Origin of the sequence: Sphingomonas phoenicis (assembly GCF_047238005.1) — a bacterium.
Taxonomy (GTDB): Bacteria; Pseudomonadota; Alphaproteobacteria; order Sphingomonadales; family Sphingomonadaceae; genus Sphingomonas.
Genome location: NZ_JBDFMC010000002.1, coordinates 1,082,617 through 1,103,815, shown reverse-complemented (window position 1 = coordinate 1,103,815; position 21,199 = coordinate 1,082,617). Strand labels below are relative to the sequence as shown.

24 protein-coding genes are annotated in these 21,199 nt (G+C 68.0%); 9 read left to right on the top strand and 15 right to left on the bottom strand.

The window, feature by feature from the left end; translation table 11 throughout:
• Positions 1 to 6: 6 nt before the first annotated feature.
• Positions 7 to 684 carry a lipoyl(octanoyl) transferase LipB gene (lipB, locus tag ABC319_RS06490; protein ID WP_413069439.1) on the bottom strand — a complete coding sequence of 226 codons (678 nt, stop codon included), beginning with the start codon at positions 682 to 684 and terminating at the stop codon, positions 7 to 9.
• A 125-nt stretch (positions 685 to 809) separates the two neighbouring features.
• On the opposite strand from lipB, the gene ABC319_RS06485 reads away from it, so the two are divergent.
• The gene (locus ABC319_RS06485; protein ID WP_413069438.1) at positions 810 to 1,637 is read left to right on the top strand and encodes a DUF7847 domain-containing protein; all 828 of its coding nucleotides are present in this window, start codon (positions 810 to 812) and stop codon (positions 1,635 to 1,637) included.
• Here ABC319_RS06485 and ABC319_RS06480 read toward each other — a convergent pair.
• The 3 genes from ABC319_RS06480 to ABC319_RS06470 are packed head-to-tail and all read right to left on the bottom strand — an operon-like array spanning position 1,595 to position 3,551.
• On the bottom strand, positions 1,595 to 2,227 hold the full coding sequence (locus ABC319_RS06480; RefSeq protein WP_413069437.1) for a GNAT family N-acetyltransferase: 633 nt from the start codon (positions 2,225 to 2,227) through the stop codon (positions 1,595 to 1,597). The two genes, ABC319_RS06485 and ABC319_RS06480, sit on opposite strands and share 43 nt — an antisense overlap.
• A gap of 2 nt (positions 2,228 to 2,229) precedes the next feature.
• Positions 2,230 to 3,075 (bottom strand): oxygen-dependent coproporphyrinogen oxidase, encoded by an 846-nt coding sequence (gene hemF / locus ABC319_RS06475; protein ID WP_413069436.1) that lies wholly within the window; start codon positions 3,073 to 3,075, stop codon positions 2,230 to 2,232.
• Complete coding sequence (locus tag ABC319_RS06470; RefSeq protein WP_413069435.1) at positions 3,072 to 3,551, bottom strand: tRNA (cytidine(34)-2'-O)-methyltransferase; 480 nt, start codon at positions 3,549 to 3,551, stop codon at positions 3,072 to 3,074. Before ABC319_RS06470 ends, hemF begins: the two co-directional genes overlap by 4 nt.
• A gap of 170 nt (positions 3,552 to 3,721) precedes the next feature.
• On the opposite strand from ABC319_RS06470, the gene petA reads away from it, so the two are divergent.
• The 4 genes from petA (at position 3,722) to ABC319_RS06450 (ending at position 7,276) form a co-directional block, all read left to right on the top strand.
• Entirely contained in the window at positions 3,722 to 4,306 is a 585-nt protein-coding gene (petA, locus tag ABC319_RS06465; protein ID WP_413069434.1) for a ubiquinol-cytochrome c reductase iron-sulfur subunit, read from the top strand.
• An 11-nt stretch (positions 4,307 to 4,317) separates the two neighbouring features.
• The gene (locus ABC319_RS06460; RefSeq protein WP_413069433.1) at positions 4,318 to 5,607 is read left to right on the top strand and encodes a cytochrome b; all 1,290 of its coding nucleotides are present in this window, start codon (positions 4,318 to 4,320) and stop codon (positions 5,605 to 5,607) included.
• 22 nt (positions 5,608 to 5,629) lie between these two features.
• Complete coding sequence (locus ABC319_RS06455) at positions 5,630 to 6,478, top strand: cytochrome c1 (protein ID WP_413069432.1); 849 nt, start codon at positions 5,630 to 5,632, stop codon at positions 6,476 to 6,478.
• 156 nt (positions 6,479 to 6,634) lie between these two features.
• Positions 6,635 to 7,276 (top strand): hypothetical protein, encoded by a 642-nt coding sequence (locus ABC319_RS06450; RefSeq protein ID WP_413069431.1) that lies wholly within the window; start codon positions 6,635 to 6,637, stop codon positions 7,274 to 7,276.
• Positions 7,277 to 7,358: 82 nt separating this feature from the next.
• On the opposite strand, the gene ABC319_RS06445 is transcribed toward ABC319_RS06450, so the two are convergent.
• From ABC319_RS06445 to ABC319_RS06415, 7 genes are all read right to left on the bottom strand, one after another.
• The gene (locus tag ABC319_RS06445; RefSeq protein WP_413069430.1) at positions 7,359 to 7,808 is read right to left on the bottom strand and encodes a MaoC family dehydratase; all 450 of its coding nucleotides are present in this window, start codon (positions 7,806 to 7,808) and stop codon (positions 7,359 to 7,361) included.
• 43 nt (positions 7,809 to 7,851) lie between these two features.
• Entirely contained in the window at positions 7,852 to 8,031 is a 180-nt protein-coding gene (locus ABC319_RS06440) for a hypothetical protein (RefSeq protein WP_413069429.1), read from the bottom strand.
• Between the two features lie 302 nt (positions 8,032 to 8,333).
• Positions 8,334 to 9,047: an HAD family hydrolase gene (locus tag ABC319_RS06435; protein WP_413069428.1), complete on the bottom strand. Its 714-nt coding sequence runs from the start codon at positions 9,045 to 9,047 to the stop codon at positions 8,334 to 8,336.
• 40 nt (positions 9,048 to 9,087) lie between these two features.
• Complete coding sequence (gene ychF / locus ABC319_RS06430; RefSeq protein WP_413069427.1) at positions 9,088 to 10,188, bottom strand: redox-regulated ATPase YchF; 1,101 nt, start codon at positions 10,186 to 10,188, stop codon at positions 9,088 to 9,090.
• Between the two features lie 63 nt (positions 10,189 to 10,251).
• Entirely contained in the window at positions 10,252 to 10,446 is a 195-nt protein-coding gene (locus tag ABC319_RS06425) for a hypothetical protein (protein ID WP_413069426.1), read from the bottom strand.
• Between the two features lie 131 nt (positions 10,447 to 10,577).
• Positions 10,578 to 11,189 carry a TIGR02466 family protein gene (locus ABC319_RS06420; protein ID WP_413071631.1) on the bottom strand — a complete coding sequence of 204 codons (612 nt, stop codon included), beginning with the start codon at positions 11,187 to 11,189 and terminating at the stop codon, positions 10,578 to 10,580.
• 32 nt (positions 11,190 to 11,221) lie between these two features.
• Entirely contained in the window at positions 11,222 to 11,590 is a 369-nt protein-coding gene (locus ABC319_RS06415; protein WP_413069425.1) for a hypothetical protein, read from the bottom strand.
• Positions 11,591 to 11,818: 228 nt separating this feature from the next.
• On the opposite strand from ABC319_RS06415, the gene ABC319_RS06410 reads away from it, so the two are divergent.
• Positions 11,819 to 12,253: a hypothetical protein gene (locus ABC319_RS06410; protein WP_413069424.1), complete on the top strand. Its 435-nt coding sequence runs from the start codon at positions 11,819 to 11,821 to the stop codon at positions 12,251 to 12,253.
• 114 nt (positions 12,254 to 12,367) lie between these two features.
• Here the strand turns inward: ABC319_RS06410 and ABC319_RS06405 are convergent, their stop codons facing one another.
• The 4 genes from ABC319_RS06405 to ABC319_RS06390 form a co-directional block, all read right to left on the bottom strand.
• Positions 12,368 to 12,556 carry a hypothetical protein gene (locus tag ABC319_RS06405; RefSeq protein WP_413069423.1) on the bottom strand — a complete coding sequence of 63 codons (189 nt, stop codon included), beginning with the start codon at positions 12,554 to 12,556 and terminating at the stop codon, positions 12,368 to 12,370.
• 206 nt (positions 12,557 to 12,762) lie between these two features.
• Positions 12,763 to 13,329 carry an aminoacyl-tRNA hydrolase gene (pth, locus tag ABC319_RS06400; RefSeq protein ID WP_413069422.1) on the bottom strand — a complete coding sequence of 189 codons (567 nt, stop codon included), beginning with the start codon at positions 13,327 to 13,329 and terminating at the stop codon, positions 12,763 to 12,765.
• Between the two features lie 142 nt (positions 13,330 to 13,471).
• On the bottom strand, positions 13,472 to 14,134 hold the full coding sequence (locus ABC319_RS06395) for a 50S ribosomal protein L25/general stress protein Ctc (protein WP_413069421.1): 663 nt from the start codon (positions 14,132 to 14,134) through the stop codon (positions 13,472 to 13,474).
• A 185-nt stretch (positions 14,135 to 14,319) separates the two neighbouring features.
• Complete coding sequence (locus ABC319_RS06390) at positions 14,320 to 15,237, bottom strand: TraB/GumN family protein (RefSeq protein ID WP_413069420.1); 918 nt, start codon at positions 15,235 to 15,237, stop codon at positions 14,320 to 14,322.
• Between the two features lie 117 nt (positions 15,238 to 15,354).
• On the opposite strand from ABC319_RS06390, the gene ABC319_RS06385 reads away from it, so the two are divergent.
• The 3 genes from ABC319_RS06385 to ppdK all read left to right on the top strand — a co-directional run bounded on the left by ABC319_RS06385 (position 15,355) and on the right by ppdK (position 21,196).
• Entirely contained in the window at positions 15,355 to 16,194 is an 840-nt protein-coding gene (locus ABC319_RS06385) for a glycine--tRNA ligase subunit alpha (RefSeq protein WP_413071630.1), read from the top strand.
• Entirely contained in the window at positions 16,191 to 18,422 is a 2,232-nt protein-coding gene (gene glyS, locus ABC319_RS06380; protein WP_413069419.1) for a glycine--tRNA ligase subunit beta, read from the top strand. Before ABC319_RS06385 ends, glyS begins: the two co-directional genes overlap by 4 nt.
• 86 nt (positions 18,423 to 18,508) lie before the next feature.
• On the top strand, positions 18,509 to 21,196 hold the full coding sequence (gene ppdK / locus ABC319_RS06375) for a pyruvate, phosphate dikinase (RefSeq protein WP_413069418.1): 2,688 nt from the start codon (positions 18,509 to 18,511) through the stop codon (positions 21,194 to 21,196).
• Positions 21,197 to 21,199 lie beyond the last annotated feature (3 nt).

Genomic DNA, 21,199 nt, shown 5'->3' with positions numbered 1-21,199 from the left:
GGGCCCTCAAGTCTCGTTTTGTACAGGACAAGAAAGAGTTTGGAGGAACCCTGGCAGCGTCAACGCCAGGGCAGCGTCGAAAGTTGCCATGCTCGACGGATTTCCCAATGCCGACAGGCTCGTAACCGGAAAATCGGGCAGTCCGCAGGGGACGATTCCGCCGAAATGCGACAGATCGGGCGCGATGTTGACCGAGAAGCCGTGTAGCGTCACCCAGCGGCGTACCCGCACGCCGATCGCGCCCACCTTCGCCTCGTTCCCGGCCCGGTCGTGCGTCCAGATGCCGACCCGGCCGGGCGCGCGGAACGCCGCCACGCCCAGCCGGTCGAGCGCGGCGATCACCCAGCCTTCCAGCGCATGGACGAAGCAGCGCACGTCGCGACCGCGCCTGTTCAGGTCGAGTACCAGATAGCCGACGCGCTGGCCCGGCCCGTGATAGGTGTAGCGCCCGCCGCGCCCGGCAGGAACGACCGGGAAGCGTGCATCGACGAGCTCGGCGGGATCGGCGCTGGTGCCCGCGGTATAGACCGGCGGATGCTCGAGCAGCCAGATCAGCTCGCGATCGGTCCCGGCCGCGACCCCGGCCGCGCGCGCCTCCATGATCGCCAGCGCCTGGTCATAGGGGGTCAGGCCCGGCGCGACGCGCCACTCGGGCGAGGGATCTGGGCGAAGCGGGTCGATCATGTCCGGTCATCTGGCGGCTGGCGCACGCCGGCGCAACCGGAGGGAGGGGGTTGCGGCGACAGTTGGCGTCCGGCCCGCCCCTCGGCTATCGCAGGATCGACGGATCAGGGCAGGGAGGGAATCACATGGCAGGATCGGGCGGCGTCAGGATGGGCGCGGTGTGGGACCGGACGGTCGAGGTGCTGCGCGGGCGCGCGGGCATATTGGGACCGATCGCGGCGACCGCGATCTTCCTGCCGGCGATCGTCAACAACGCGCTGACCGCCTTCGCGACGCCGGGATCGCCGACGGTCGCCGTGCTGACCATGGTGGTGGCGCTGGCGGTGCTGGTCGCCAATGTATGGGGCCAGCTGGCGATGCTGGCGGTGGCGACGCATCCGGCGACGACGCGGGCCGATGCCGGGCGACAGGCGACGCAGCGGCTGTTGCCGGCGGTGGGCGTGCTCCTGTTGCTGGGCGTGATCTTCGCGCTGGCGATGCTGCCGGTGGCCTTCGCGCTGCTGAAGGCGGGCGTGAACCTGACCAACCGCGCCGCGATGCAGACGATGCCGGCGGGGGTCGGCGGCTTCGTGGGGCTGTACTCGCTGGTGCTGCTGGTCGTGATCCTGATCGTGGCGGCGCGGCTGATCCTGTTGAACCCGGTGGTGCTGAACGAGCGGCGTGGCGTCGGCGCGCTGATGCGCTCGGTGCAGCTGACCAGGGGCATGACGTTCCGCGTCATCGGGCTGATGATCCTGTTCGGGGTCGTCGTGCTGATCCCGACGCTGGCCATCCAGTCGATCGTCGGGCTGATGCTGCGCCTGATCCTGGGCGCGAACGGCGTGCCGGTGGCGGCATTCGTGGCGGCGGCGGCGGGTGCGGCGGTGACGACGGCGTTCACCGTGGTCGCCGCGGCGTTCACCGCGCAGCTCTATGTCGCGGCGACCGGGGAGGAGGAGGCAGGCGCCGGCTGAACCGGCGCCAGCAGCGGTATCCGGGGCGCGGTGCCGGGCGGCAGGATGCCGAGGACGCGGGGATCGGCGAAGGTTTCCACCGTCCGCCCGATCGCGACGAAACCATGGCGACGATAGAAGCCGAGCGCGGCGGGATGGTCGAGCGTGCAGGTATGCACCCACACCCGCGAGATCCCCTTCGCCCAGGCGCGGGCGAGCGCCTCCGCCATCAGCCACCGGCCATGCCCCTTGCCAGCCAACTCGGGGATCAGGCCGACATAGGACAGCTCGCACTCGCCGGGCCGGCGGAAATCGAGTTCGAGCATCCCGACCTCGATCCCCGCCTGGTCGACGGCGGCGAAGACGTGGACGGCGGGATCGTGGACGATCGCGACCAGCGCCGCATCCGCCATCACCAGCCGCGAGAACCACAGCCACGGCGCGCCGACGCGGGTGAACAGCGCCCGGTACCGCGCCGGCGCCGGCTCCGCCCAGCGGACCAGCCGGAACGGGGCGGGCGGCATCGGCCGCAGCGGCGGGCGGGCGCGCATTTCGAGGGTGGTGACCACCGTCGCCACGTCGGTATCGGGAATGGCGGTGAGGCCGGCCATGGTCACTCCCAGCTCGCCAGCGGCGGCAGGCTCATCAGGATCGCATCGACATTGCCGCCGGTCTTCAGCCCGAACAGCGTGCCGCGATCGTAGACGAGGTTGAACTCGGCATAGCGACCGCGCCACGCGCGCATCGTCGCCACGTCGGCCGGGGTGAAGGCGTCGTCCATGCGGCGGCGGACGATGCGGGGATAGACGTCGAGGAACGCCTCCCCGACCGCGCGGGTGAAGGCGAAGTTGGCGTCGAAGTCGCCTTCCAGATGGTCGTAGAAGATGCCGCCGACGCCGCGATGGACGCCGCGGTGGGGGATGTAGAAGTAATCGTCGGCCCACTGGCGATAGCGCGGATAGTCGCCCGGCCCCGGATGCGCCTCGCACGCGGTGCGCAGGGTGTCGTGGAAATCCTCGGTATCCGATGCGACCGGCAGGGGCGGGTTCAGGTCGGCACCGCCGCCGAACCACCGCTTCGTCGTGACGAGGAAGCGGGTGTTCATGTGGACCGCCGGCACGTGCGGGTTGGCCATGTGCGCGACCAGGCTGATGCCGGTGGCGAAGAAGCGCGGGTCGTCGGCGGCGCCGTTGATGGTGCGGGCGAAATCGCCCTCGAACCTGCCGGCGACGGTGGAAACGTTGACGCCCACCTTCTCGAACACGCGGCCCTTCATGACCCCGCGGACGCCGCCCCCGCCGGGCTGTCCGGACGGGTCGGCGCGGTCCCAGGCCACATAGTCGAACGCGGCATCCGATCCCGCCTCGCGCTCGATCGCCTCGAACGCGGCGCAGATGCGGTCGCGCAAGCCTTCGAACCAGGTTCGGGCGGCGCGTTGCTGGTCGTCATGCTCGATCATGGACGCGCGCTAGCAAATGCGGGAGCAGGAGGGGAGGGCCAGCCGGTCTGGCGCAGTGCCTCCGCCAGGACGATGCCGGCGGAGACCGCGACGTTCAGCGATCGGAAGCCCGGCCGCATCGGGATGCGGACGCGCAGGTCGGCGCGGGCATGGACGGAAGTGGGAACGCCGGCCCCCTCCGATCCCAGGAGCAGGACGTCGTCCGCCCGGAACGACGCATCGGGAAGGTCGACGGCGCCGGTCGAGGTGAGGAGCACGATGCGCCCCGCGACCTGCGCCGTGAAGGCGTCCCAGTCGGCGTGGCGCGCGACCTCGACCGCAGCGGCATAGTCCATCCCGGCACGGGCCAGCGCGCGGTCACCGAAGGGAAAGCCCATCGGCTCGATCAGGTCGACGCCCGCGCCGAGGCACGCGGCGGTGCGGAGGATCGTGCCGACATTGCCGGCGATGTCGGGCTGGTACAGGGCGATGCGCATGGACGTGCATGTATCGTCCGTGCGACCGGTTGCCAAAATGCTGTTGGCAAATCGGACCCCTCGCGGCTAACAGGGCTCCCGAGGCCAGCCGTGGGGACGGCATCCGGCCGGCGGGCGCGTGCTTTTTCCTCGCGTCGGCATCCCCGGGTTCAGGGCAAGGGTTTAGGTGAATGGCGACTGTCGAAGATCAGCTTCCCCCGGGCGAGGACCCGGCGATCCTGCAAGAAGAGGTGCACGATCCGCGTCGCCGCGACTTCATCAACATCGCTGCCGTATCCTTCGCAGGGGTGGGCGCGGTCGCGATCGTGCTGCCGCTGGTGAACCAGATGAATCCGTCGGCCGACGTGCTGGCGCAGTCGTCGACCGAGATCGACATCTCCAAGATCGCGCCGGGACAGGCGATCAAGTCGTCGTTCCGCAAGCAGCCGCTGTTCGTGCGCAACCTGACGCCCGCGGAGATCGCGGAGGCGAACAAGGTGCCGCTGAGCGAGCTGCGCGATCCGGAAACGCTGGCCGAGCGGACCAAGCCCGGCAAGGAGAACTGGCTGATCACGCTGGGCGTGTGCACCCATCTGGGCTGCGTGCCGCTGGGCGCGGGCGAGGGCGAGAACAAGGGGCCGTTCGGCGGCTATTTCTGCCCGTGCCACGGTTCCGCTTACGACACCGCGGCGCGCATCCGCCAGGGGCCGGCGCCGCTGAACCTGCACGTTCCCGAATACACGTTCAATTCCGACACCGTCGTGACGGTGGGTTGAGGTAGCCGCTGATGAGCTTTCCCTGGGCCAAGCATTATGAGCCGAAGCAGCCGCTGATGCGGTGGCTGGACGAGAAGCTTCCCGTCCCGCGCCTCGTCTACAACGCCGTCGGCGCCGGTTATCCGGTGCCGCGGAATCTGAACTATTTCTGGAACTTCGGCGTGCTCGCCGGCGCGGCGCTGGGCATCCAGATCATCACCGGCATCGTGCTAGCGATGCACTATGCCGCCAATGCCGGCGTCGCCTTCGGTTCGGTCGAGGGGATCATGCGCGACGTGAACGCGGGCTGGTTCCTGCGCTACGCGCACGCGAACGGCGCGTCGATGTTCCTGCTGGTGGTGTACATCCATATCAGCCGCGGCCTGTATTACGGGTCGTACAAGGCGCCGCGGGAGATGGTCTGGCTGCTGGGCGTCGTCATCTTCCTGCTGATGATGGCGACCGCGTTCATGGGCTATGTTCTGCCATGGGGGCAGATGAGCTTCTGGGGCGCGCAGGTCATCACCGGCTTCTTCTCGGCCATCCCGCTGGTCGGCGAGACGATCCGCATCTGGCTGCTGGGCGGCTACGCGCCGGACAACGCCGCGCTGAACCGCTTCTTCTCGCTCCACTATCTGCTGCCGTTCGTGACGGCGGGCGTCATCATCCTGCACATCTGGGCGCTGCACATCCCGGGGTCGAACAACCCGACCGGCGTGGACGTGAAGGGCGAGCAGGACACGGTGCCGTTCCACCCCTATTACACCGCCAAGGATGCGGTGGGACTGGGCGCGTTCCTGCTGCTGTTCGCGCTGCTGCTGTTCTTCAGCCCGAACCTGCTGGGCCATCCGGACAATTACATCGAGGCCAATCCGCTCTCGACGCCGGCGCACATCGTGCCCGAATGGTATTTCCTGCCATTCTACGCCATCCTGAAGAGCTTCACCGCGGATTTCATCCTGCCGGCCAAGCTGTGGGGCGTGCTGGCGATGTTCGGATCGATCCTGCTGCTGTTCTTCCTGCCATGGCTGGACACGTCGCCGGTCCGCTCGGCCAACTACCGGCCGAAGTATCGCGGCTTCCTGATCGTGCTGCTGTTCGATGTCCTGCTGCTCGGCTATGTCGGCGGCGCGGAGGCGAACGCCCGCAACGTGATCATGGGCCAGATCGCCACGGCCTATTACTTCGCGCACTTCCTCATCATCCTGCCCTGGGTTTCCCGGTCGGAGCGGCCGCGGCCGCTGCCCGGCTCGATCACCGAGGCGGTGCTGGCGAAGCATGGCGGCACCAGCCCGGCCCAGACCGCCTTGGCGTCGAACTGAGAACGTAAGGACAGACACGGACATGGTTCGCGCAATCTCGACGCTGATCGGCCTCGCCTTCGTGGGCGTGCTGGCGATCGCGCTGTTCTTCACCGCCAAGGAGGCGATCCAGAACCCCGCCGCCGAATCGGCGGAGCACGAGTTCCACCTGCATCCGCGCGATGCGGGCCTCTCGTCGGCGGGCTTCTTCGGCAAGTTCGACCGCCGGCAGGTTCAGCGCGGCTTTCAGGTGTACAAGGAGGTCTGTGCGGCCTGCCACAGCCTGAAATACGTGTCGTTCCGCGACCTGGAAGAGATCGGCTATTCCGAAGCCGAGGTGAAGGCGATCGCAACCCAGTGGGTGATCGAGCAGCCGTCGGTGAATCCGGATACCGGCGAGGCGACGACGCGCAAGAACGTGGCGTCGGATCGTTTCCCGTCGCCGTTCGCCAACGAGGTCGCCGCCCGGGCCGCGAACAACAACGCGCTGCCGCCCGACCTGTCGCTGATCACCAAGGCGCGTCACGACGGGTCGAACTACGTCTTCTCGCTGGTCGGCAAGGATGGTTACCGTGCGCAGCCGGCCGAACTGGTCGAGAAGTTCCCGGGCGCGAAGACGCCGGAAGGCCTGCACTACAACCCGTATTTCGCGAACCTGAACATCGCGATGCCACCGCCGCTGACGTCCGACGGACAGGTCACCTATTCGGACGGGACCGCGGCGACCCACGACCAGATGGCCAAGGACGTGTCGGCGTTCCTGACCTGGACCGCGGAGCCGAAGCTCGAAGCACGCCACGCGGCCGGTTTCGCCTCGGTGATCTTCATCGCGATCTTCTGCTTCCTGGCGTGGGGCGCGTACCAGAACGTGTGGCGCGACGTGAAGCATTGATCGCAGGCCGGCGCTGCGCCGGCCCGCATCATGGAACGGAAGGGGGCGGTGCCGTGGCGCCGCCCTTTTCACGTGCGGAACAAGCGACGAACGATGCTCGTTTGACCCTCACGAGCGGCGCGTCCCTGCCGCGAGCCTCGAAGTAGGAGAGGTTCCATGTTTCTGAAGAAGATCGGATTGACCGGATTGTTCGTCGGTCTCGGCCTTGCGACGGCCGGATGCACCGATGGCTATGGCTATAGCGGACTCAACGTCGGCGTCGGCAATGGCGGCTATTACGACGACGGCTATGGCTATGGCTATGCCGGTGGCTACCCGGGTTATGGCGGCTTCGGTGGCTATGGCTACGCGCCCAGCTATTTTGGCTGGTACAACGATTATTATTATCCGGGCACCGGCAGCTACGTGTACGACCGCAACCGCCAGCGGTATCGCTGGAACGACGGCCAGCGGCGATACTGGGAAGGCCGCCGCGGCAGTTATCGCGGCAACGGGCAGATCCGCGACAACTGGGCGGACTTCCGCCGCGACGTGCGACGTGAGCAACGCGACTATCGCGGCGATCTGCGCGACAACCGCCAGGCCTATCGCAACGGCACGATCGACCGTGATCAGTTCCGCGACGGCCGGCGCGATGCGCGTCGCGAGTTTCGGCAGGACACCCGCCGCGACTATCGCGATACGCGGCGCGAGAATCGGGAAGTGCGGCAGGCGAATCCGGGCGCCGGTACCCGCGCGCTACGAACCGACCGGCCGTTCGGCGGGCGCGGCGGCGGGCGGCGTCCAAGCGATCGTTAGCGCATCGCGGTAATCGCCGTGACGACGTCTCGTTCAGCCATTGGGGGAGACGCCGTCGGCGCCGGTCCGGCCGCGTGGCCGATCAGCGGTTCGGCCGGGTAGCGATCATCACGGTGGAGAGGAAGCTCATCACCGCGATATCGTTCTGATTGAAGACGCTCATCCGGCTCTTGTAGAAACCCATCTCCGGGCGGCTGTTCGACGCGCGCTTTTCCACGACCTCGGCCTCGCATCGTAACGTGTCGCCCGGATAGACCGGCCTGAGCCAGCGAAGCTCGTCGATGCCGGGCGAGCCGAGCCCGGCTTCCTCCCGATCGCGCAGGTCGGCGACGATCATCGCCATGGTCATTGCGCAGGTGTGCCATCCGCTGGCCGACAGCCGCCCGAAATGGGTTGCCGCCGCTGCCTCTTCGGACAGATGGAATGGCTGGGGATCGTATCGGCGAGCGAAGTCGATCACCTCGTCGCGGTCGACGGCATAGTGGCCGAAGCTGGCGCGCTGGCCGACCTCGACATCCTCGAAATAGCGCATCGTCCCTCCTGATGCCGGGCAGGGGCGAGTGCCGCCGGCGCGATCAGCGATACCGGCAGCCGATGTCCTGCTTCAAGCCTTCGAGACGGACGACGCGCCCCTCGACGCAGACCGGCGCACCGATCAGCCGCATCCAGCGCGCTCCCGACGCAGGGGTACGCAATTCGACGTCGATGGTGAAGCCGCGCCGATGCCGGATGGCGTAGCCGCGCAGCCGTTCCATCGCGGCGCGATCCCTCTTCGTAGAGGCCGAGCGAGGTGGCGCGATCGATGGCGACGTCACGCGGCAGGCCGAACAGGTCGTAGACGCTGCCCGACCATGTGATCCGGGCATCGGCCAGCTCGCACGACCAGCGACCGATGCCGCGGGCGGCGAGCCGGTCGGTGGAGGGGTCGTCGGCGAGCGGGGCCGGATCGTGGATCATGCCGGCGTCGAAGCGCTGCGCCGCCGCCATGATCGGCCAGCTATGGTGCAATTCCAGTGGTTCGGTCGCCTTCATCGGCAAGCGACGTAGCTGGCCGACCCTAAGGATTGGTGTCGCCGCGGGCGATCGCATCGATCCAGTCGGGGAGTTCGGCCAAGGCGGCCATCTGGCGAAACCGGGAGTGGGCGGCGGGACGCTCTGCCTGCTCGTGGCTCCAGGCGAGCGGTTGCGGGATGTAGGCGGCCCAGGCGCCCGCCGCCAAAGCCGGCAGGATGTCGGAGCGCATCGAGTCGCCGGCCATCACCGCTTCTTCCGGCGAAACGCCGTAACGGGCGAAGAGCCGCTGGAACGTTTCGGTCGTCTTGTCGCTGACGATCTCGACCCCCGCGAACCGCTCGCCCAGGCCCGACGCGGCGAGCTTGGCCTCCTGGTGGAAGAGGTCGCCCTTGGTGACCAGTACCAGCCGGCCACGGGTGGCCAGCGCGTCCAGCGTCGCCTCGATCCCGTCGAGCAGCTCGACCGGGTGGGCGAGCAGGCGGCGGCCGGCGGCGAGAATGTCGGCGATCACCGATACGGGCAGGGCGTCGCCGCCCAGCTCAATCGCGGTCTCGATCATGCCCAGCGTGAAGCTCTTCGCGCCGTAACCGTAATGGGGCAGGTTGCGGATCTCGCACGCTTCCAGCGCGGCACGGGCGGCGGGTTCGTCGGCGAAGGGAGCCAGCATCGCCGCAAGGGCCGCCTGCGTCTCGTCGAAGAAACGCATATTGTGCCAGAGCGTGTCATCGGCATCCAGGCAGATGAGGTCGATCGGCATGGCTGTACCTCCCGGCAGGCGAGCGGGGCCGCCCGCCGCGTCAGACGTTAAAGCGGAAGAGCAGGACGTCGCCGTCGTGGACGACATATTCCTTGCCCTCCGCGCGCAGCTTGCCGGCATCGCGGGCGCCGGCCTCTCCCTTGCAGGCGATGTAATCGTCGTACGCGATCGTCTCGGCGCGGATGAAGCCCCGCTCGAAATCGGAATGGATCGCGCCGGCGGCCTGCGGTGCCTTCGCGCCGACATCGACCGTCCAGGCGCGTGCCTCCTTGGGGCCGACGGTGAAGAAGGTCAGGAGGTGGAGGAGCTTGTACCCGGCGCGGATGACGCGGGCGAGGCCGGTTTCGGACAGTCCCAGCTCGGCCAGGAACTCGCCGCGGTCCTCGGCCGGCATGGTGGCGATCTCCGCCTCGATCGCAGCGGACACAACGACCGCCTCGGCACCCTCCGCCGCCGCCCGGGCGAACACGCGCTGGCTGAACGCGTTGCCATCGGCGGCATGCGCCTCGTCGACGTTGCAGACGTAGAGGACGGGCTTGGCGGTCAGCAGCTGCGCCTGCGCGAATAGGCGCTGTTCCTCGGGATCGGTGACCGGGGTCAGGCGGGCGGGCTTGCCGTCGCGGAGAAGGTCGAGCGCGCGGCCGAGGACGATGGCGGCGGCTTTCGCCTCCTTGTCGCCCTGCTGCCCCTTCTTGGCGAGGTTCGGTACGCGCTTTTCCAGGCTTTCCAGATCGGCGAGCATCAGTTCCGTCTCGACCGTCTCGGCATCGGCGATCGGATCGACCTTGCCCTCGACATGGGTGACGTCGCCGTCCTCGAAACAGCGGAGAACGTGGACGATCGCATCGACCTCGCGGATGTTGCCCAGGAACTGGTTGCCCAGCCCCTCGCCCTTCGACGCGCCGCGGACCAGCCCGGCGATGTCGACAAAGGCCAGCTGCGTCTCGATGATCCGGGCGGAGCCGGCGATCGCGGCCAGCGCCTGCAGCCGGTCGTCGGGAACGGCGACGTTGCCGACGTTCGGCTCGATCGTGCAGAACGGGTAATTGGCCGCCTGGGCCGCCGCCGTCTCGGTCAATGCATTGAAGAGGGTGGACTTGCCCACATTGGGCAGGCCCACGATGCCGCAGCGGAAACCCATGGTCGTTCCTGGAAGAGGGGAGTTGCCGCCCCTCTAGCCGCCATGGGTCCGCCGCTCAACGTATCAGATGACGCCCATATAGTTCGCCGCCGCCCAGACCGGCAGGCCGATCGCCGCGGCGGTGGACAGGGCGCAGAGCGCGAAGCCGGTATATTCCACCATCGGCGGATTCGGACGGCCCTCGCGCTTGTTCCGCTCGGCACCCGACAGCACGAAACTGGCCAATACTCCGTAGGTCGCGACCGCCACTTCAACCACTTGATGATCCCTCGCTCGTCTGGCGCGGCCCCCCGGCCGCGCTCCTTGTGCCCGCTGGCCATTAACCATCGTCGAGGACGGGTATCAATCGGGTTAATGCCGCAGGTGCGAAGAGCGCGGCGAACCGTGTATCAGCGATAGTTGAAGCTGACGCTGATGCGTTCGCCGCCGGCGCCGGCCTTGCCGGCATGGGGCACGACCTCGTGCCGCAACCAGCTCTCCCAGAGGAGCAGCGTGCCCGCATCGGGCATCACGGTCTCGAACAGGCGCATGCCATCGGGCGCGTCGGCGCGGCGGGTGGGGGCGGCCATCATCATCGGCAAGCGCGGATCCTCCAGCTTCAGTCCGCCGGCACCGGGCGGAACGGCGACATAGACCGTGCCCGAGACGACGCTGTGCGGATGGAGATGGGCGCCGTGATGGCCGCCGGCGAGCAGGACGTTGACCCACAGGCTGTCGAGCTTCAGCCGCTTGCCGCCCAGATCGAACGCCGCCGCCTCGGCGAAGCGGGCGACGTGGCGGTCGAGCACCCGGCGCAGATCGTCGAAGACGGGATCGCGACGGGGCAGGTCGTTCAGCGAGGCGTAGGAGGTGTAGCCGCGATAGCCATGCTCGCGCGACCACCGGCGACCGGCGCCGTCGTCTTCCGCCAGCGCACGGCAGCTATGCTCGATCTCGGCGATCAGGTCGCCGTCGATCATGTCCTGGTAGAGGAGGGTGGGGAAGAGTTGCCTGATCGTCACCACGCCCGAGTGCCGGGCGAGAGGCGGTACTGTCAATCGCGGTGAGCGGCGACCGCGCGGACCATGGCCGAGACCATCGCGCGCACCTCACCCGCATGGACGAGCGCGCCGGCGGCGGCATGTGCGGTCGCGAGGCGATCCGCCCGGACCAGCCGCCACAGGCCGAGTACCACCGCCTCCGTCTCCTCGACGGTGGAATGGCACGGACGCTGGAACACGAGGGTATCGGTCGAGCCGCGGTCCAGCGCCCGCATCGCGTCGTCGAACGCCTCCTGATCCGGAGCGACGGCAGGCGCGGCGCCGGCGAGCGTCAGCGCGTGGACCCAGCGGCGCATCCCGGCCAGCATCCGCCCTTCGAAGGCGGGCAGTTCGGCAACGGGACGGTCGATCAGGTCGTACATGGGGGCATCCCGACGCTAATGAGAATGCCTCTCACTACGATGTAGCCGCGCTCTCGTCAATCGGATCGTTGCCGGCGCGCTTCGACCGGTCGCGATCAAGCGGCGGTTCGTGGCGTCGGCGAATCGCGGTCGGCAGGTTCTTCCGGACCGAATCGGCTCGTCGACCGGACTGAGACTTTGGTCGTATCGTCAACGCATCCGTAACCGGCGCAGACCGAGGGATCGACGATGGACAGCAACGAGCCCCTCGACCGACTGCACGATCATCAGCGTCGTGCCCTCGACATTCTGGCACGCGGCGCGGCGGCGCTGGATGCCGGCCTGGACCGTGAACGAACCGACCTGCGCGCCGAGATGGCGGACGTCCTGCGCGACTATCAGATCTTCAAGCACGAGGAGGTGTTCGATCCGGCGGTGTCGTCGGGCAGCGCGGAGCGGGCGATGCTGGGCCGGGCGATGAAGATCGAGTGCATTGCGGCGGGCGAGGCGTTCCGGACGCATTCGATGCGCTGGAAGGACGAGGCAATCGTCGCCGATCCGGCCAATTACCGGGCGGCGGCGCGCCTGACGCTCAACGCCCTGCGGCGGCATATCGAACGCGAAGGGGAGGGGATCACCCTGCTGCTCACGATGCTGACGAAAGAGATGCCCAAAGCCGCCTGATAGATCAGCGGCAGGTATTCGAAACGACAACGCCGGCCGCACGGGAGCAATTCTCCCGGCGACCGGCGTCTTCAGTCCGCATGCTGCGACCGGCTGGGCCGGCCGAGCGGCCGTTCAGGCCGAGGCAGGCTCGAAATGGCCGCACCAGTCACTGGCCTCCACCTTCGGCCACACGCCGGCGGTGTCGCCGCTGGGCTGGCTGATCGGCGGGTTGTAGCGGCACAGGCCGAGATCGGCGCTCTGCTCGGTATCGAAGAACTTGCACTTGGCGCATGCTGCGGTGCCGGCGGTCGTGAGGGCCATGATGTTTCTCCGTGGCTGAGTTGTTGTCTGCTGAACGGCAAATAAGCCCGGAAAGTTCCCGAAACAACAATAAACAACTGTTGCGATCAACTCTCACGCAAGATGCGAATAAGTATCATTGTGACTGTTCCAGTTGCGAGCAACTATCACTTACACATATCTCAATTGAGAACGACTATCACTTGCGCGCGTTCAGGCCGGGCCGTTCAGGCGAGGCGAAGGGCGACATCGTTCATGAAACGGGCGTCGTCGTCATCGGCAAGCCAGCCGGCCTCTGCCGCCACCGCGCCCAGCATCGCTGCGAGCGGGTCGATCTCGTCCTTGGCATAGTTGCCGAGGACGTAGCCATGCACGCGGTCCTTGTGCCCGGGATGGCCGATGCCCAGCCGGACGCGGCGATATTCCTGGCCGCAGTGCCGGTCGGTCGAGCGGAGGCCGTTATGGCCGGCCGCGCCGCCGCCGGTCTTCACCTTGACCCGAAACGGTGCCAGGTCGAGTTCGTCGTGAAAGACGGTGAGCGCGTCGATGCCGAGCTTGTAGAAGCGCAGTGCCTCGCCGATCGCGCGGCCGCTCTCGTTCATGAAGGTGGCGGGCTTCAGCAGCAGGATTTTGTGCGCACCGATCCTGCCTTCCTGCGTCCAACCCTGGAACTGCTTGCGGACGGGACCGAAGCCGTGGATCTCGGCGATGGCGTCTGCGGCCATGAAGCCGACATTGTGCCGCTGCATCGCATATTGTGCGCCCGGATTGCCGAGCCCGGCCCAGATCTGCATGCTTTCCGATCCTTGCACAGGAGTGAAGCGCGCCTTGCGTCCACGTCGTCACGGGTGCGGCGGCGCCTTGCGGGATGCCCCAACGAAAAGGGGCAGGGGAGCGTTGCCGCCACCCTGCCCCGATACGATCGATCCGGTGGGATCAGCCGTTCGACTCGTCCTCGGCAGCGTCGGCCTGGGCCTCTGCGGCAGACTCGGCGGCCTGGGTCTCGGCGACCTCGGCCTCGATGGCCTCGTCCTGCGCGGTCGGCACGGTCGGCGGCACGATCGTGGCGATCGCGAAGTCGCGATCCTCGATCGCCGGCGTCGCGCCGCTGGGCAGCGTCACGTCCGAGATGTGGATCGAATCACCGATCTCGCGACCCTTCAGCGAGATGGTGACCTCACTGGGGATGTCGGCGGCGTCGACGACCAGCTCGATCTCGTGGCGGGTGATGTTCAGCACACCGCCACGCTTGATGCCGCGGCACTCGTCCTCGTCAGCGAACACGACCGGCACCGCGACCGTCACGGTCGAATGCTCACCGATGCGCAGGAAGTCGACGTGCGTCGGGCGATCGGTAACGGGGTGGAACGCGACGTCCTTGGGCAGGGTGCGCTCCCCGCCGACCATCACGACGGAATTGAAGAAGTGGCCGGTCATCAGCGCCTTGGTCAGCGCCTTCTCCTCGAGGTGAACCGCCACCGGTTCCTTGTTCTGGCCGTAGATCACGGCGGGGACGCGGCCGTCACGACGCAGCGCCCGGGAGGCTCCCTTGCCAACCCGGTCACGCGTCTCGGCTGCGAGCGTCATCGTGTCGCTCATGTCAAATCTCCGAAACTCGTTGCAGAATTTCCGGACACGCCTCCAGGGATGACCATGGCCGGAAGCGGGCGCGCATAGCGGGACGGGGCGCCGAAGGCAAGATGGCGCCGACTTCCCCGACCGGACAGGCGGGCCATTCCGCGCCCGGCGCCTCCCTTGTCCAGAGGGAGAAAGAAGTGCGGCAGCTAGTATTTCACCCGCTGCGCCCTGATCCCCTGCTTCGCCAGTTGCGCCTGTACCGAGCCGCTGCCGGCCAGATGGCCCGAGCCGACCGCGACGAAGACGGTGCCCGGCCGGGTCATGCGCTGGCGGATCCACTCCGCCCAGCGACGGTTGCGGTCGAGCAGCAGGACGCGGGCGACCTCCGGCGAATCCTTCAGGCTGTCGTTCATCTGGGCGGCGAGTGCGTCGGGGCGGCCATGCGCCCAATCGTCGACCATCTTGCCGATCGTGCCGTCCACCTTCGGCAGCTCGTCGAGCGAACTGGTCAGCATCTCCATCTGCGCCGCGTCCGACAAAGTGCTGAAATAGCCCAGTTGCTGCTCGGGCGTCTCCAGCCCGCGGACCGGCTTGCCGGCCGCCTTCGCCGCCTGGGTCAATACTGCCTCGGGCGCCTGCGCGGTTTCGTAGCCGACCTTGTTGACCGGGCCGATCGAAAGCTGGGTCGCGGCCAGCCAGGGCTGGAACGAATCGAACGCGTTGGCCGGCAGGCCCGCCGCGGTGACCGCGGCGGTGAAGGCGGCGCGCTTGTCGGCGGGAACCCGCTCGGTCAGGGGCGGGGTGCCCGGCCTGGCGCGGCCAGCAACCTGGACCAGGCCGGCCATCGCCTGCGGATCGGGGAGCACCGTTTCCAGCACCAGTTCGCCCGACCGGTCGAACGCGGTCTTCACCGCCTCGTCGAACCAGGTCAGACCCGGCTTCAGGACGTGGATCGTGCCGAACAGGTAGATCGTCGTATCCTTGTCGCGCACCACCCATAGCGCCGGATCGGCGTCGGTCGCCGCCGCCGCCGGCTGCGTCGTCTTCGCGCAGGCGGGCAGCGCCAGCAGCAGCGACAGGGCGGATGCGACGGCGCGCAGCGGGCGGGAGCGGGTGAAGCGCAAGGTCGTTCCTTCGTTCGGGCGATGCTCGCCCACGTAGGGCGATGCCCTTGCTCTTGCTAGAGCGTCCACCATCGGTCAGAGACCGCGACCGTGACCCAGCCGCTATCCTTCCAGAAGATGATCCTGACGCTCCACGATTACTGGAGCGAGCGGGGATGTGCCATCCTCCAGCCCTATGACATGGAGATGGGCGCCGGCACCTTCCATCCGGCGACGACGCTGCGCGCACTGGGGCCGGACGCGTGGAATGCAGCCTATGTCCAGCCCTGCCGCCGTCCGACCGACGGCCGCTACGGCGAGAACCCCAACCGGCTGCAGCATTACTACCAATACCAGGTCATCCTGAAGCCGAGCCCGCCCGACCTGCAGGAACTGTATCTGGGCAGTCTGGCGGCGATCGGCGTCGACATGGGCCTGCACGACATCCGCTTCGTCGAGGACGACTGGGAGAGCCCGACGCTGGGTGCGTGGGGACTGGGATGGGAAGTCTGGTGCGACGGGATGGAGGTGACGCAGTTCACCTATTTCCAGCAGATGGGCGGGTTCGATTGCAAGCCGGTGGCCGGCGAGCTGACCTATGGGCTCGAGCGGCTGGCGATGTACATCCAGAACAAGGACAATGTGTACGACCTGGCCTTCAACGACGCCGGCGTGACCTATGGCGACGTGTTCCTGGAGAACGAGCGCCAGATGTCGACCTGGAACTTCGAGGTCGCGAACACCGACGCGCTGTTCGACCTGTTCCGCAAGGCGGTGGCCGAGTGCGAGAACTGCCTGTCAGCGGGCCTGCCGATCCCGGCCTATGAACAGGCGATCAAGGCCAGCCACAGCTTCAACCTGCTCCAGGCGCGGGGCGTGATCTCGGTGGCGGAGCGACAGGCCTATATCGGACGGGTCCGCGATCTGGCGAAGGGCGCGTGCGCCGCGCACATGACCAAGAACGGATGGGCGGCGTGAGCGATTTTCTTCTCGAGCTGCGTTCCGAGGAAATCCCGGCGCGGATGCAGGACAAGGCGCGCGAGGATCTGGCGCGCCTGTTCGCCGCGGAGATCGCACGTGCCGGACTGTCGGCGGCGGCGATCGAAACCTATGCGACGCCGCGCCGCCTGACGCTGATCGCGCGCGACCTGCCGCTGGCGACCGAGGCGGTATCGGAGGAGGTGAAGGGGCCGAAATCCTCCGCGCCGCCGCAGGCGCTGGACGGTTTCCTGCGCAAGACGGGTCTGACGCGCGAGCAGCTGGTCGAGCGCGACGGCGTGTTCTTCGCGGTGACCGAACAGCCGGGCCGCGCCACGGCGGACGTGCTGGCCGCGGCGATCCCGGCGATCGTGCGGAGCTTTCCCTGGCCGAAGTCGATGCGCTGGGGCGCCGCGTCGGTCGAGGCGGAGACGGTGCGCTGGGTTCGCCCGCTTCAGGGTATCGTCGCGCTGCTGGGCGAAGAGGTGGTGCCGTGCACCGTCGCCGGCGTGGCGAGCGGTGCCGCGACGATGGGCCACCGCTTCCACCATCCCGGCGCGATCACGATCGGGTCCGCGGCGGATTATGTCGAGAAGCTGCGCGCCTGCCACGTCATCGTCGACCAGCAGGAGCGCCGCGACCTGATCCGCGCGCGGGCCATGGCGCTGGCGGCGGAGGCGGGGCTGGCGCTGGTCGAGGACGAGGGGCTGGTGACGGAGAATGCCGGGCTGACCGAGTGGCCGGTGCCGCTGCTCGGCCGGTTCGACACCGAGTTCCTGTCGGTGCCGCCCGAGGTGATCCAGCTGACCGCACGGGTGAACCAGAAGTATTTCGTCTGCCGCGATGCGAACGGTGCGCTCGCCAACGCCTTCGTCTGCTCCGCCAATATCGAGGCGTCGGACGGCGGCGTGCGCATCGTCGAGGGCAACCGCAAGGTACTGGCGGCACGGCTGTCGGACGCGCGCTTCTTCTACGACACCGATCTGAAGGTGTCGCTGGAGGAGCAGGCGGCGAAGCTGGACAAGATCGTCTTTCACGAGAAGCTGGGAACGGTCGCCGACAAGGTGGACCGGGTCGCCAAACTGGCACGCTGGCTGGTGGAGGAGGGGATCGTCAAGGACGCCGACCCCGCGCTCGCCGAACGGGCCGCGCGACTGGCGAAGGCCGATCTGGTCACCGGCATGGTCGGCGAGTTTCCGGAATTGCAGGGTGTGATCGGCGGCTATTATGCCGCCGCGCAGGGCGAGGATCCGCAGGTCGCGGCGGCGGTGCGCGACCATTACAAGCCGGTCGGGCAGGGCGATGACGTGCCGACCGATCCGGTGACCGTCGCGGTGTCGCTGGCGGACAAGCTGGACACGATCGCCACCTTCTTCGCGATCGACGAGAAGCCGACCGGATCGAAGGATCCGTTCGCCCTGCGGCGCGCGGCATTGGGCGTCATCCGCCTGATCCAGCGGAACGGCCTGCGTATCGGGTTGATGCCCGTCGCGGCGCTGGCGGCGTGGCGATCGCCGGTCGGGCAACCGCTGCGCCCCGAGGTGCAGGCATCCCGGTTCGTCCAGCAGTTGACCCGTTTCATGCGGATGGAGGCGGAGGTCGCGACCGACGCGTTCCGGCAGGCGGTAGGGCAGGCGGGTGCCGCGTACGAGCGGGCACTGGACGAGCGGCTGACCACCAGCCGGCAGGTCGGTGCGTCGGTCGTCGAGTTCTTCGCCGATCGCCTGAAGGTGCAGCAGCGCGAGGCAGGAGTCCGCCACGACCTGATCGATGCGGTGTTCGCGCTGGGCGGCGAGGACGATCTGGTCCGGCTGCTGGCGCGGGTGCGGGCATTGCAGGCGTTCGTCGGCACCGAGGATGGCGTCAACCTGCTCGCCGGATACAAGCGGGCGGCGAACATCCTGAAGAAGGAGATGCCTGACGGTACGCCCGGTGCCGCCGGCGAGTCAGGGGCGAGATACGATCTCGAACCGGCCGAAACGGCATTGATCGCGGCGCTGGATGCGGCGGAACCGGCCGCGGCCGATGCAGTGGCGAAGGAGGATTTCGAGGGCGCGATGGCGGCACTCGCGATGCTGCGCGCGCCGATCGATGCGTTCTTCGATGCGGTGACGGTCAACGATCCCGATCCGGCGAAGCGCGCCGCACGCCTGTCCCTGCTCGCCCGCATCCGGCAGGCGGTACACGGCGTCGCCGATTTCTCCAGGATCGTCGAGCCGTCCCGGTAGCGCCCGTCAGCAGGGATCGACATCGCGCACCAAGCTGCTAGGGCATCGTCAAGCATACGTATGCATCGACGATGAAGGAGCGACCGATGGCGACCGCGATGATCCCGCAGGCTGACGAACAATACGTCTATCGCTTCGGCGGCGGGGTGTCCGACGGGGGGAAGGGCGACAAGAACCTGCTCGGCGGCAAGGGCGCGAACCTGGCCGAAATGGCGTCGATCGGGCTGCCGGTGCCGCCGGGCTTCACCATCTCCACCGCCATGTGCACGCGTTACTACGAGGAAGGCGAGGCATTCCCGGCTTCACTCCGCGACGAGGTGGCGCAGGGGATCGCGCATATCGAGGAAATCACCGGCAAGCGGTTTGGCGATGCCGGCGACCCGTTGCTCGTCTCGGTCCGCTCGGGCGCGCGGGTGTCGATGCCGGGGATGATGGATACCGTCCTGAACCTGGGCCTGAACGACGCCACGGTGGAGGGGCTGGCCGTGGCCGCGGACGACGAGCGGTTCGCCTGGGACAGCTATCGCCGCTTCATCCAGATGTATGCCGATGTGGTGCTGGAACTGGATCACGGCGCGTTCGAGGAGGCGCTGGAGATCGCCAAGGAGGATAACGGCTTCACGCTCGATACCGAGCTGACCGCCGGTCACCTGAAGGCGCTGGTCGCCGAATACAAGGATCTGGTGGCCAAGGAGTGGGGCAAGCCGTTCCCGCAGGACGTGCACGACCAGTTATGGGGTGCGGTCGGCGCGGTGTTCGGATCGTGGCAGTCGGAGCGGGCGAAGGTCTATCGCCGGCTGAACGACATCCCGGCGACCTGGGGCACTGCGGTCAACGTGCAGGCGATGGTGTTCGGCAACATGGGCGAAACCTCCGCGACCGGGGTCGCCTTCACCCGCGATCCGTCGAAGGGGGACCGGGCCTATTATGGCGAGTTCCTGATCAACGCGCAGGGCGAGGACGTCGTCGCCGGCATCCGCACGCCGCAATATCTGACCCGTGCAGCGCGCGAGGAAGCCGGAGCGAAGCCCGCGTCGATGGAAGAGGCGATGCCCGAGGTCTATGCCGAGCTGGCAGCCGTTTTCGACCGGCTCGAGAACCACTATCGCGACATGCAGGACATCGAATTCACGGTCGAGCGGGCCAAGCTGTGGATGTTGCAGACCCGGTCGGGCAAGCGGACCGCGAAGGCAGCGCTGAAGATCGCGGTCGACATGGCGAACGAGGGGCTGATCACGCACCGGGAGGCGATCGCCCGGGTCGATCCGATGGCGCTCGACCAGCTGCTGCACCCGACCCTCAATCCCTCCGCCACGCGCGACGTCATCGCCAAGGGCCTGCCGGCCTCGCCCGGCGCGGCATCCGGTGCGGCGGTGTTCGATGCCGACACGGCGGAGCGCTGGAACGCCGATGGCAAAGCGGTAATCCTGGTGCGGACCGAGACCAGCCCGGAGGACATCCACGGCATGCACGCGGCGCGCGGCATTCTGACCGCGCGGGGCGGGATGACCAGCCACGCCGCGGTGGTCGCGCGCGGGATGGGCCGTCCCTGCGTGTCGGGCGCGGGCAGCATCGCGATCTCCGCGAAGGACAAGGTGATGCGCGTGGGCGGACGCGAGGTGCGCGAGGGCGACACGCTGACCATCGACGGTGCCACGGGTGAGGTGATGGCGGGCGAGGTGGCGACGGTGCAGCCGGAGTTGGCGGGCGATTTCGCGACGCTGATGGTGTGGGCGGATGAGGTGCGTCGGCTGAAGGTGCGCGCCAATGCCGAGACGCCGGAGGACTGCCGCGTCGCGCGCGAGTTCGGGGCGGAAGGCGTCGGACTGTGCCGGACCGAACACATGTTCTTCGACGCGGCGCGGATCACGGCGGTGCGCCAGATGATCCTGGCGTCGGACGAGAAGGGCCGCCGTGCCGCGCTGGACAAGCTGCTGCCCGAGCAGCGCAGCGATTTCCTGTCGATCTTCGAGGTGATGGCCGGGCTGCCCGTGACGATCCGCCTGCTCGACCCGCCGCTGCACGAGTTCCTGCCCCATGAGGAAGCGGAGTTCGCCGAGGTCGCGACGGCGGCCGGGGTGGATGTCGATACGCTGAAGCGGCGGGCGAACGAGCTGCACGAGTTCAACCCGATGCTGGGCCATCGCGGGTGCCGGCTGGGCGTGACCTATCCCGAGATCTACGAGATGCAGGCGCGCGCGATCTTCGAGGCGGCGATCGACGTCGCGGAGAAGTCGGGGGCGGCGCCGATCCCGGAAGTTATGATCCCGCTGGTCGCGACCAAGCGCGAGCTGGACCTGATGAAGGCCGTGGTCGACCGGGCGGCGAAGGCGGTGTTCGAGGAGCGCGGGCGAGCGGTGGAATATCTGGTCGGCACGATGATCGAACTGCCGCGCGCGGCGCTGAAGGCGGGCGAGATCGCCGAGTCGGGTGAGTTCTTCTCGTTCGGGACGAACGACCTGACGCAGACGACGCTGGGTGTCAGCCGCGACGACGCCAGCCGGTTCCTGGGTGCCTATGTCGAGCAGGGCATCTATCCCAAGGACCCGTTCGTCAGCATCGACGTCGAGGGGGTCGGCGAGCTGATCGAACTGGCCGCAGAACGCGGGCGCAAGACCCGGCCCGACATCAAGCTGGGCATCTGCGGCGAGCATGGCGGCGACCCGGCGAGCATCGCCTTTTGCGAGAAGGTCGGGCTCGATTACGTCTCTGCCAGCCCGTACCGCGTGCCGATCGCCCGGCTGGCGGCGGCACAAGCGGCGCTCGCCGGATAGCCG

Excerpts from the sequence above, each read along its gene's own strand:
- ABC319_RS06435 (WP_413069428.1), bottom strand. The coding sequence starts at position 9,047 with ATGCCGATCGACCTCATCTGCCTGGATGCCGATGACACGCTCTGGCAC.
- ABC319_RS06485 (WP_413069438.1), top strand. The coding sequence starts at position 810 with ATGGCAGGATCGGGCGGCGTCAGGATGGGCGCGGTGTGGGACCGGACG.
- ABC319_RS06470 (WP_413069435.1), bottom strand. The coding sequence starts at position 3,551 with ATGCGCATCGCCCTGTACCAGCCCGACATCGCCGGCAATGTCGGCACG.
- ABC319_RS06385 (WP_413071630.1), top strand. The coding sequence starts at position 15,355 with ATGATCCTGACGCTCCACGATTACTGGAGCGAGCGGGGATGTGCCATC.
- ABC319_RS06395 (WP_413069421.1), bottom strand. The coding sequence starts at position 14,134 with ATGAGCGACACGATGACGCTCGCAGCCGAGACGCGTGACCGGGTTGGC.
- ABC319_RS06480 (WP_413069437.1), bottom strand. The coding sequence starts at position 2,227 with ATGGCCGGCCTCACCGCCATTCCCGATACCGACGTGGCGACGGTGGTC.
- ABC319_RS06410 (WP_413069424.1), top strand. The coding sequence starts at position 11,819 with ATGGACAGCAACGAGCCCCTCGACCGACTGCACGATCATCAGCGTCGT.
- ABC319_RS06405 (WP_413069423.1), bottom strand. The coding sequence starts at position 12,556 with ATGGCCCTCACGACCGCCGGCACCGCAGCATGCGCCAAGTGCAAGTTC.
- ychF (WP_413069427.1), bottom strand. The coding sequence starts at position 10,188 with ATGGGTTTCCGCTGCGGCATCGTGGGCCTGCCCAATGTGGGCAAGTCC.
- ABC319_RS06440 (WP_413069429.1), bottom strand. The coding sequence starts at position 8,031 with ATGGAACGGCTGCGCGGCTACGCCATCCGGCATCGGCGCGGCTTCACC.
- ABC319_RS06460 (WP_413069433.1), top strand. The coding sequence starts at position 4,318 with ATGAGCTTTCCCTGGGCCAAGCATTATGAGCCGAAGCAGCCGCTGATG.
- ABC319_RS06415 (WP_413069425.1), bottom strand. The coding sequence starts at position 11,590 with ATGTACGACCTGATCGACCGTCCCGTTGCCGAACTGCCCGCCTTCGAA.
- ABC319_RS06450 (WP_413069431.1), top strand. The coding sequence starts at position 6,635 with ATGTTTCTGAAGAAGATCGGATTGACCGGATTGTTCGTCGGTCTCGGC.
- pth (WP_413069422.1), bottom strand. The coding sequence starts at position 13,329 with ATGCAGATCTGGGCCGGGCTCGGCAATCCGGGCGCACAATATGCGATG.
- ABC319_RS06445 (WP_413069430.1), bottom strand. The coding sequence starts at position 7,808 with ATGCGCTATTTCGAGGATGTCGAGGTCGGCCAGCGCGCCAGCTTCGGC.
- hemF (WP_413069436.1), bottom strand. The coding sequence starts at position 3,075 with ATGATCGAGCATGACGACCAGCAACGCGCCGCCCGAACCTGGTTCGAA.
- petA (WP_413069434.1), top strand. The coding sequence starts at position 3,722 with ATGGCGACTGTCGAAGATCAGCTTCCCCCGGGCGAGGACCCGGCGATC.
- lipB (WP_413069439.1), bottom strand. The coding sequence starts at position 684 with ATGATCGACCCGCTTCGCCCAGATCCCTCGCCCGAGTGGCGCGTCGCG.
- ABC319_RS06455 (WP_413069432.1), top strand. The coding sequence starts at position 5,630 with ATGGTTCGCGCAATCTCGACGCTGATCGGCCTCGCCTTCGTGGGCGTG.
- ppdK (WP_413069418.1), top strand. The coding sequence starts at position 18,509 with ATGGCGACCGCGATGATCCCGCAGGCTGACGAACAATACGTCTATCGC.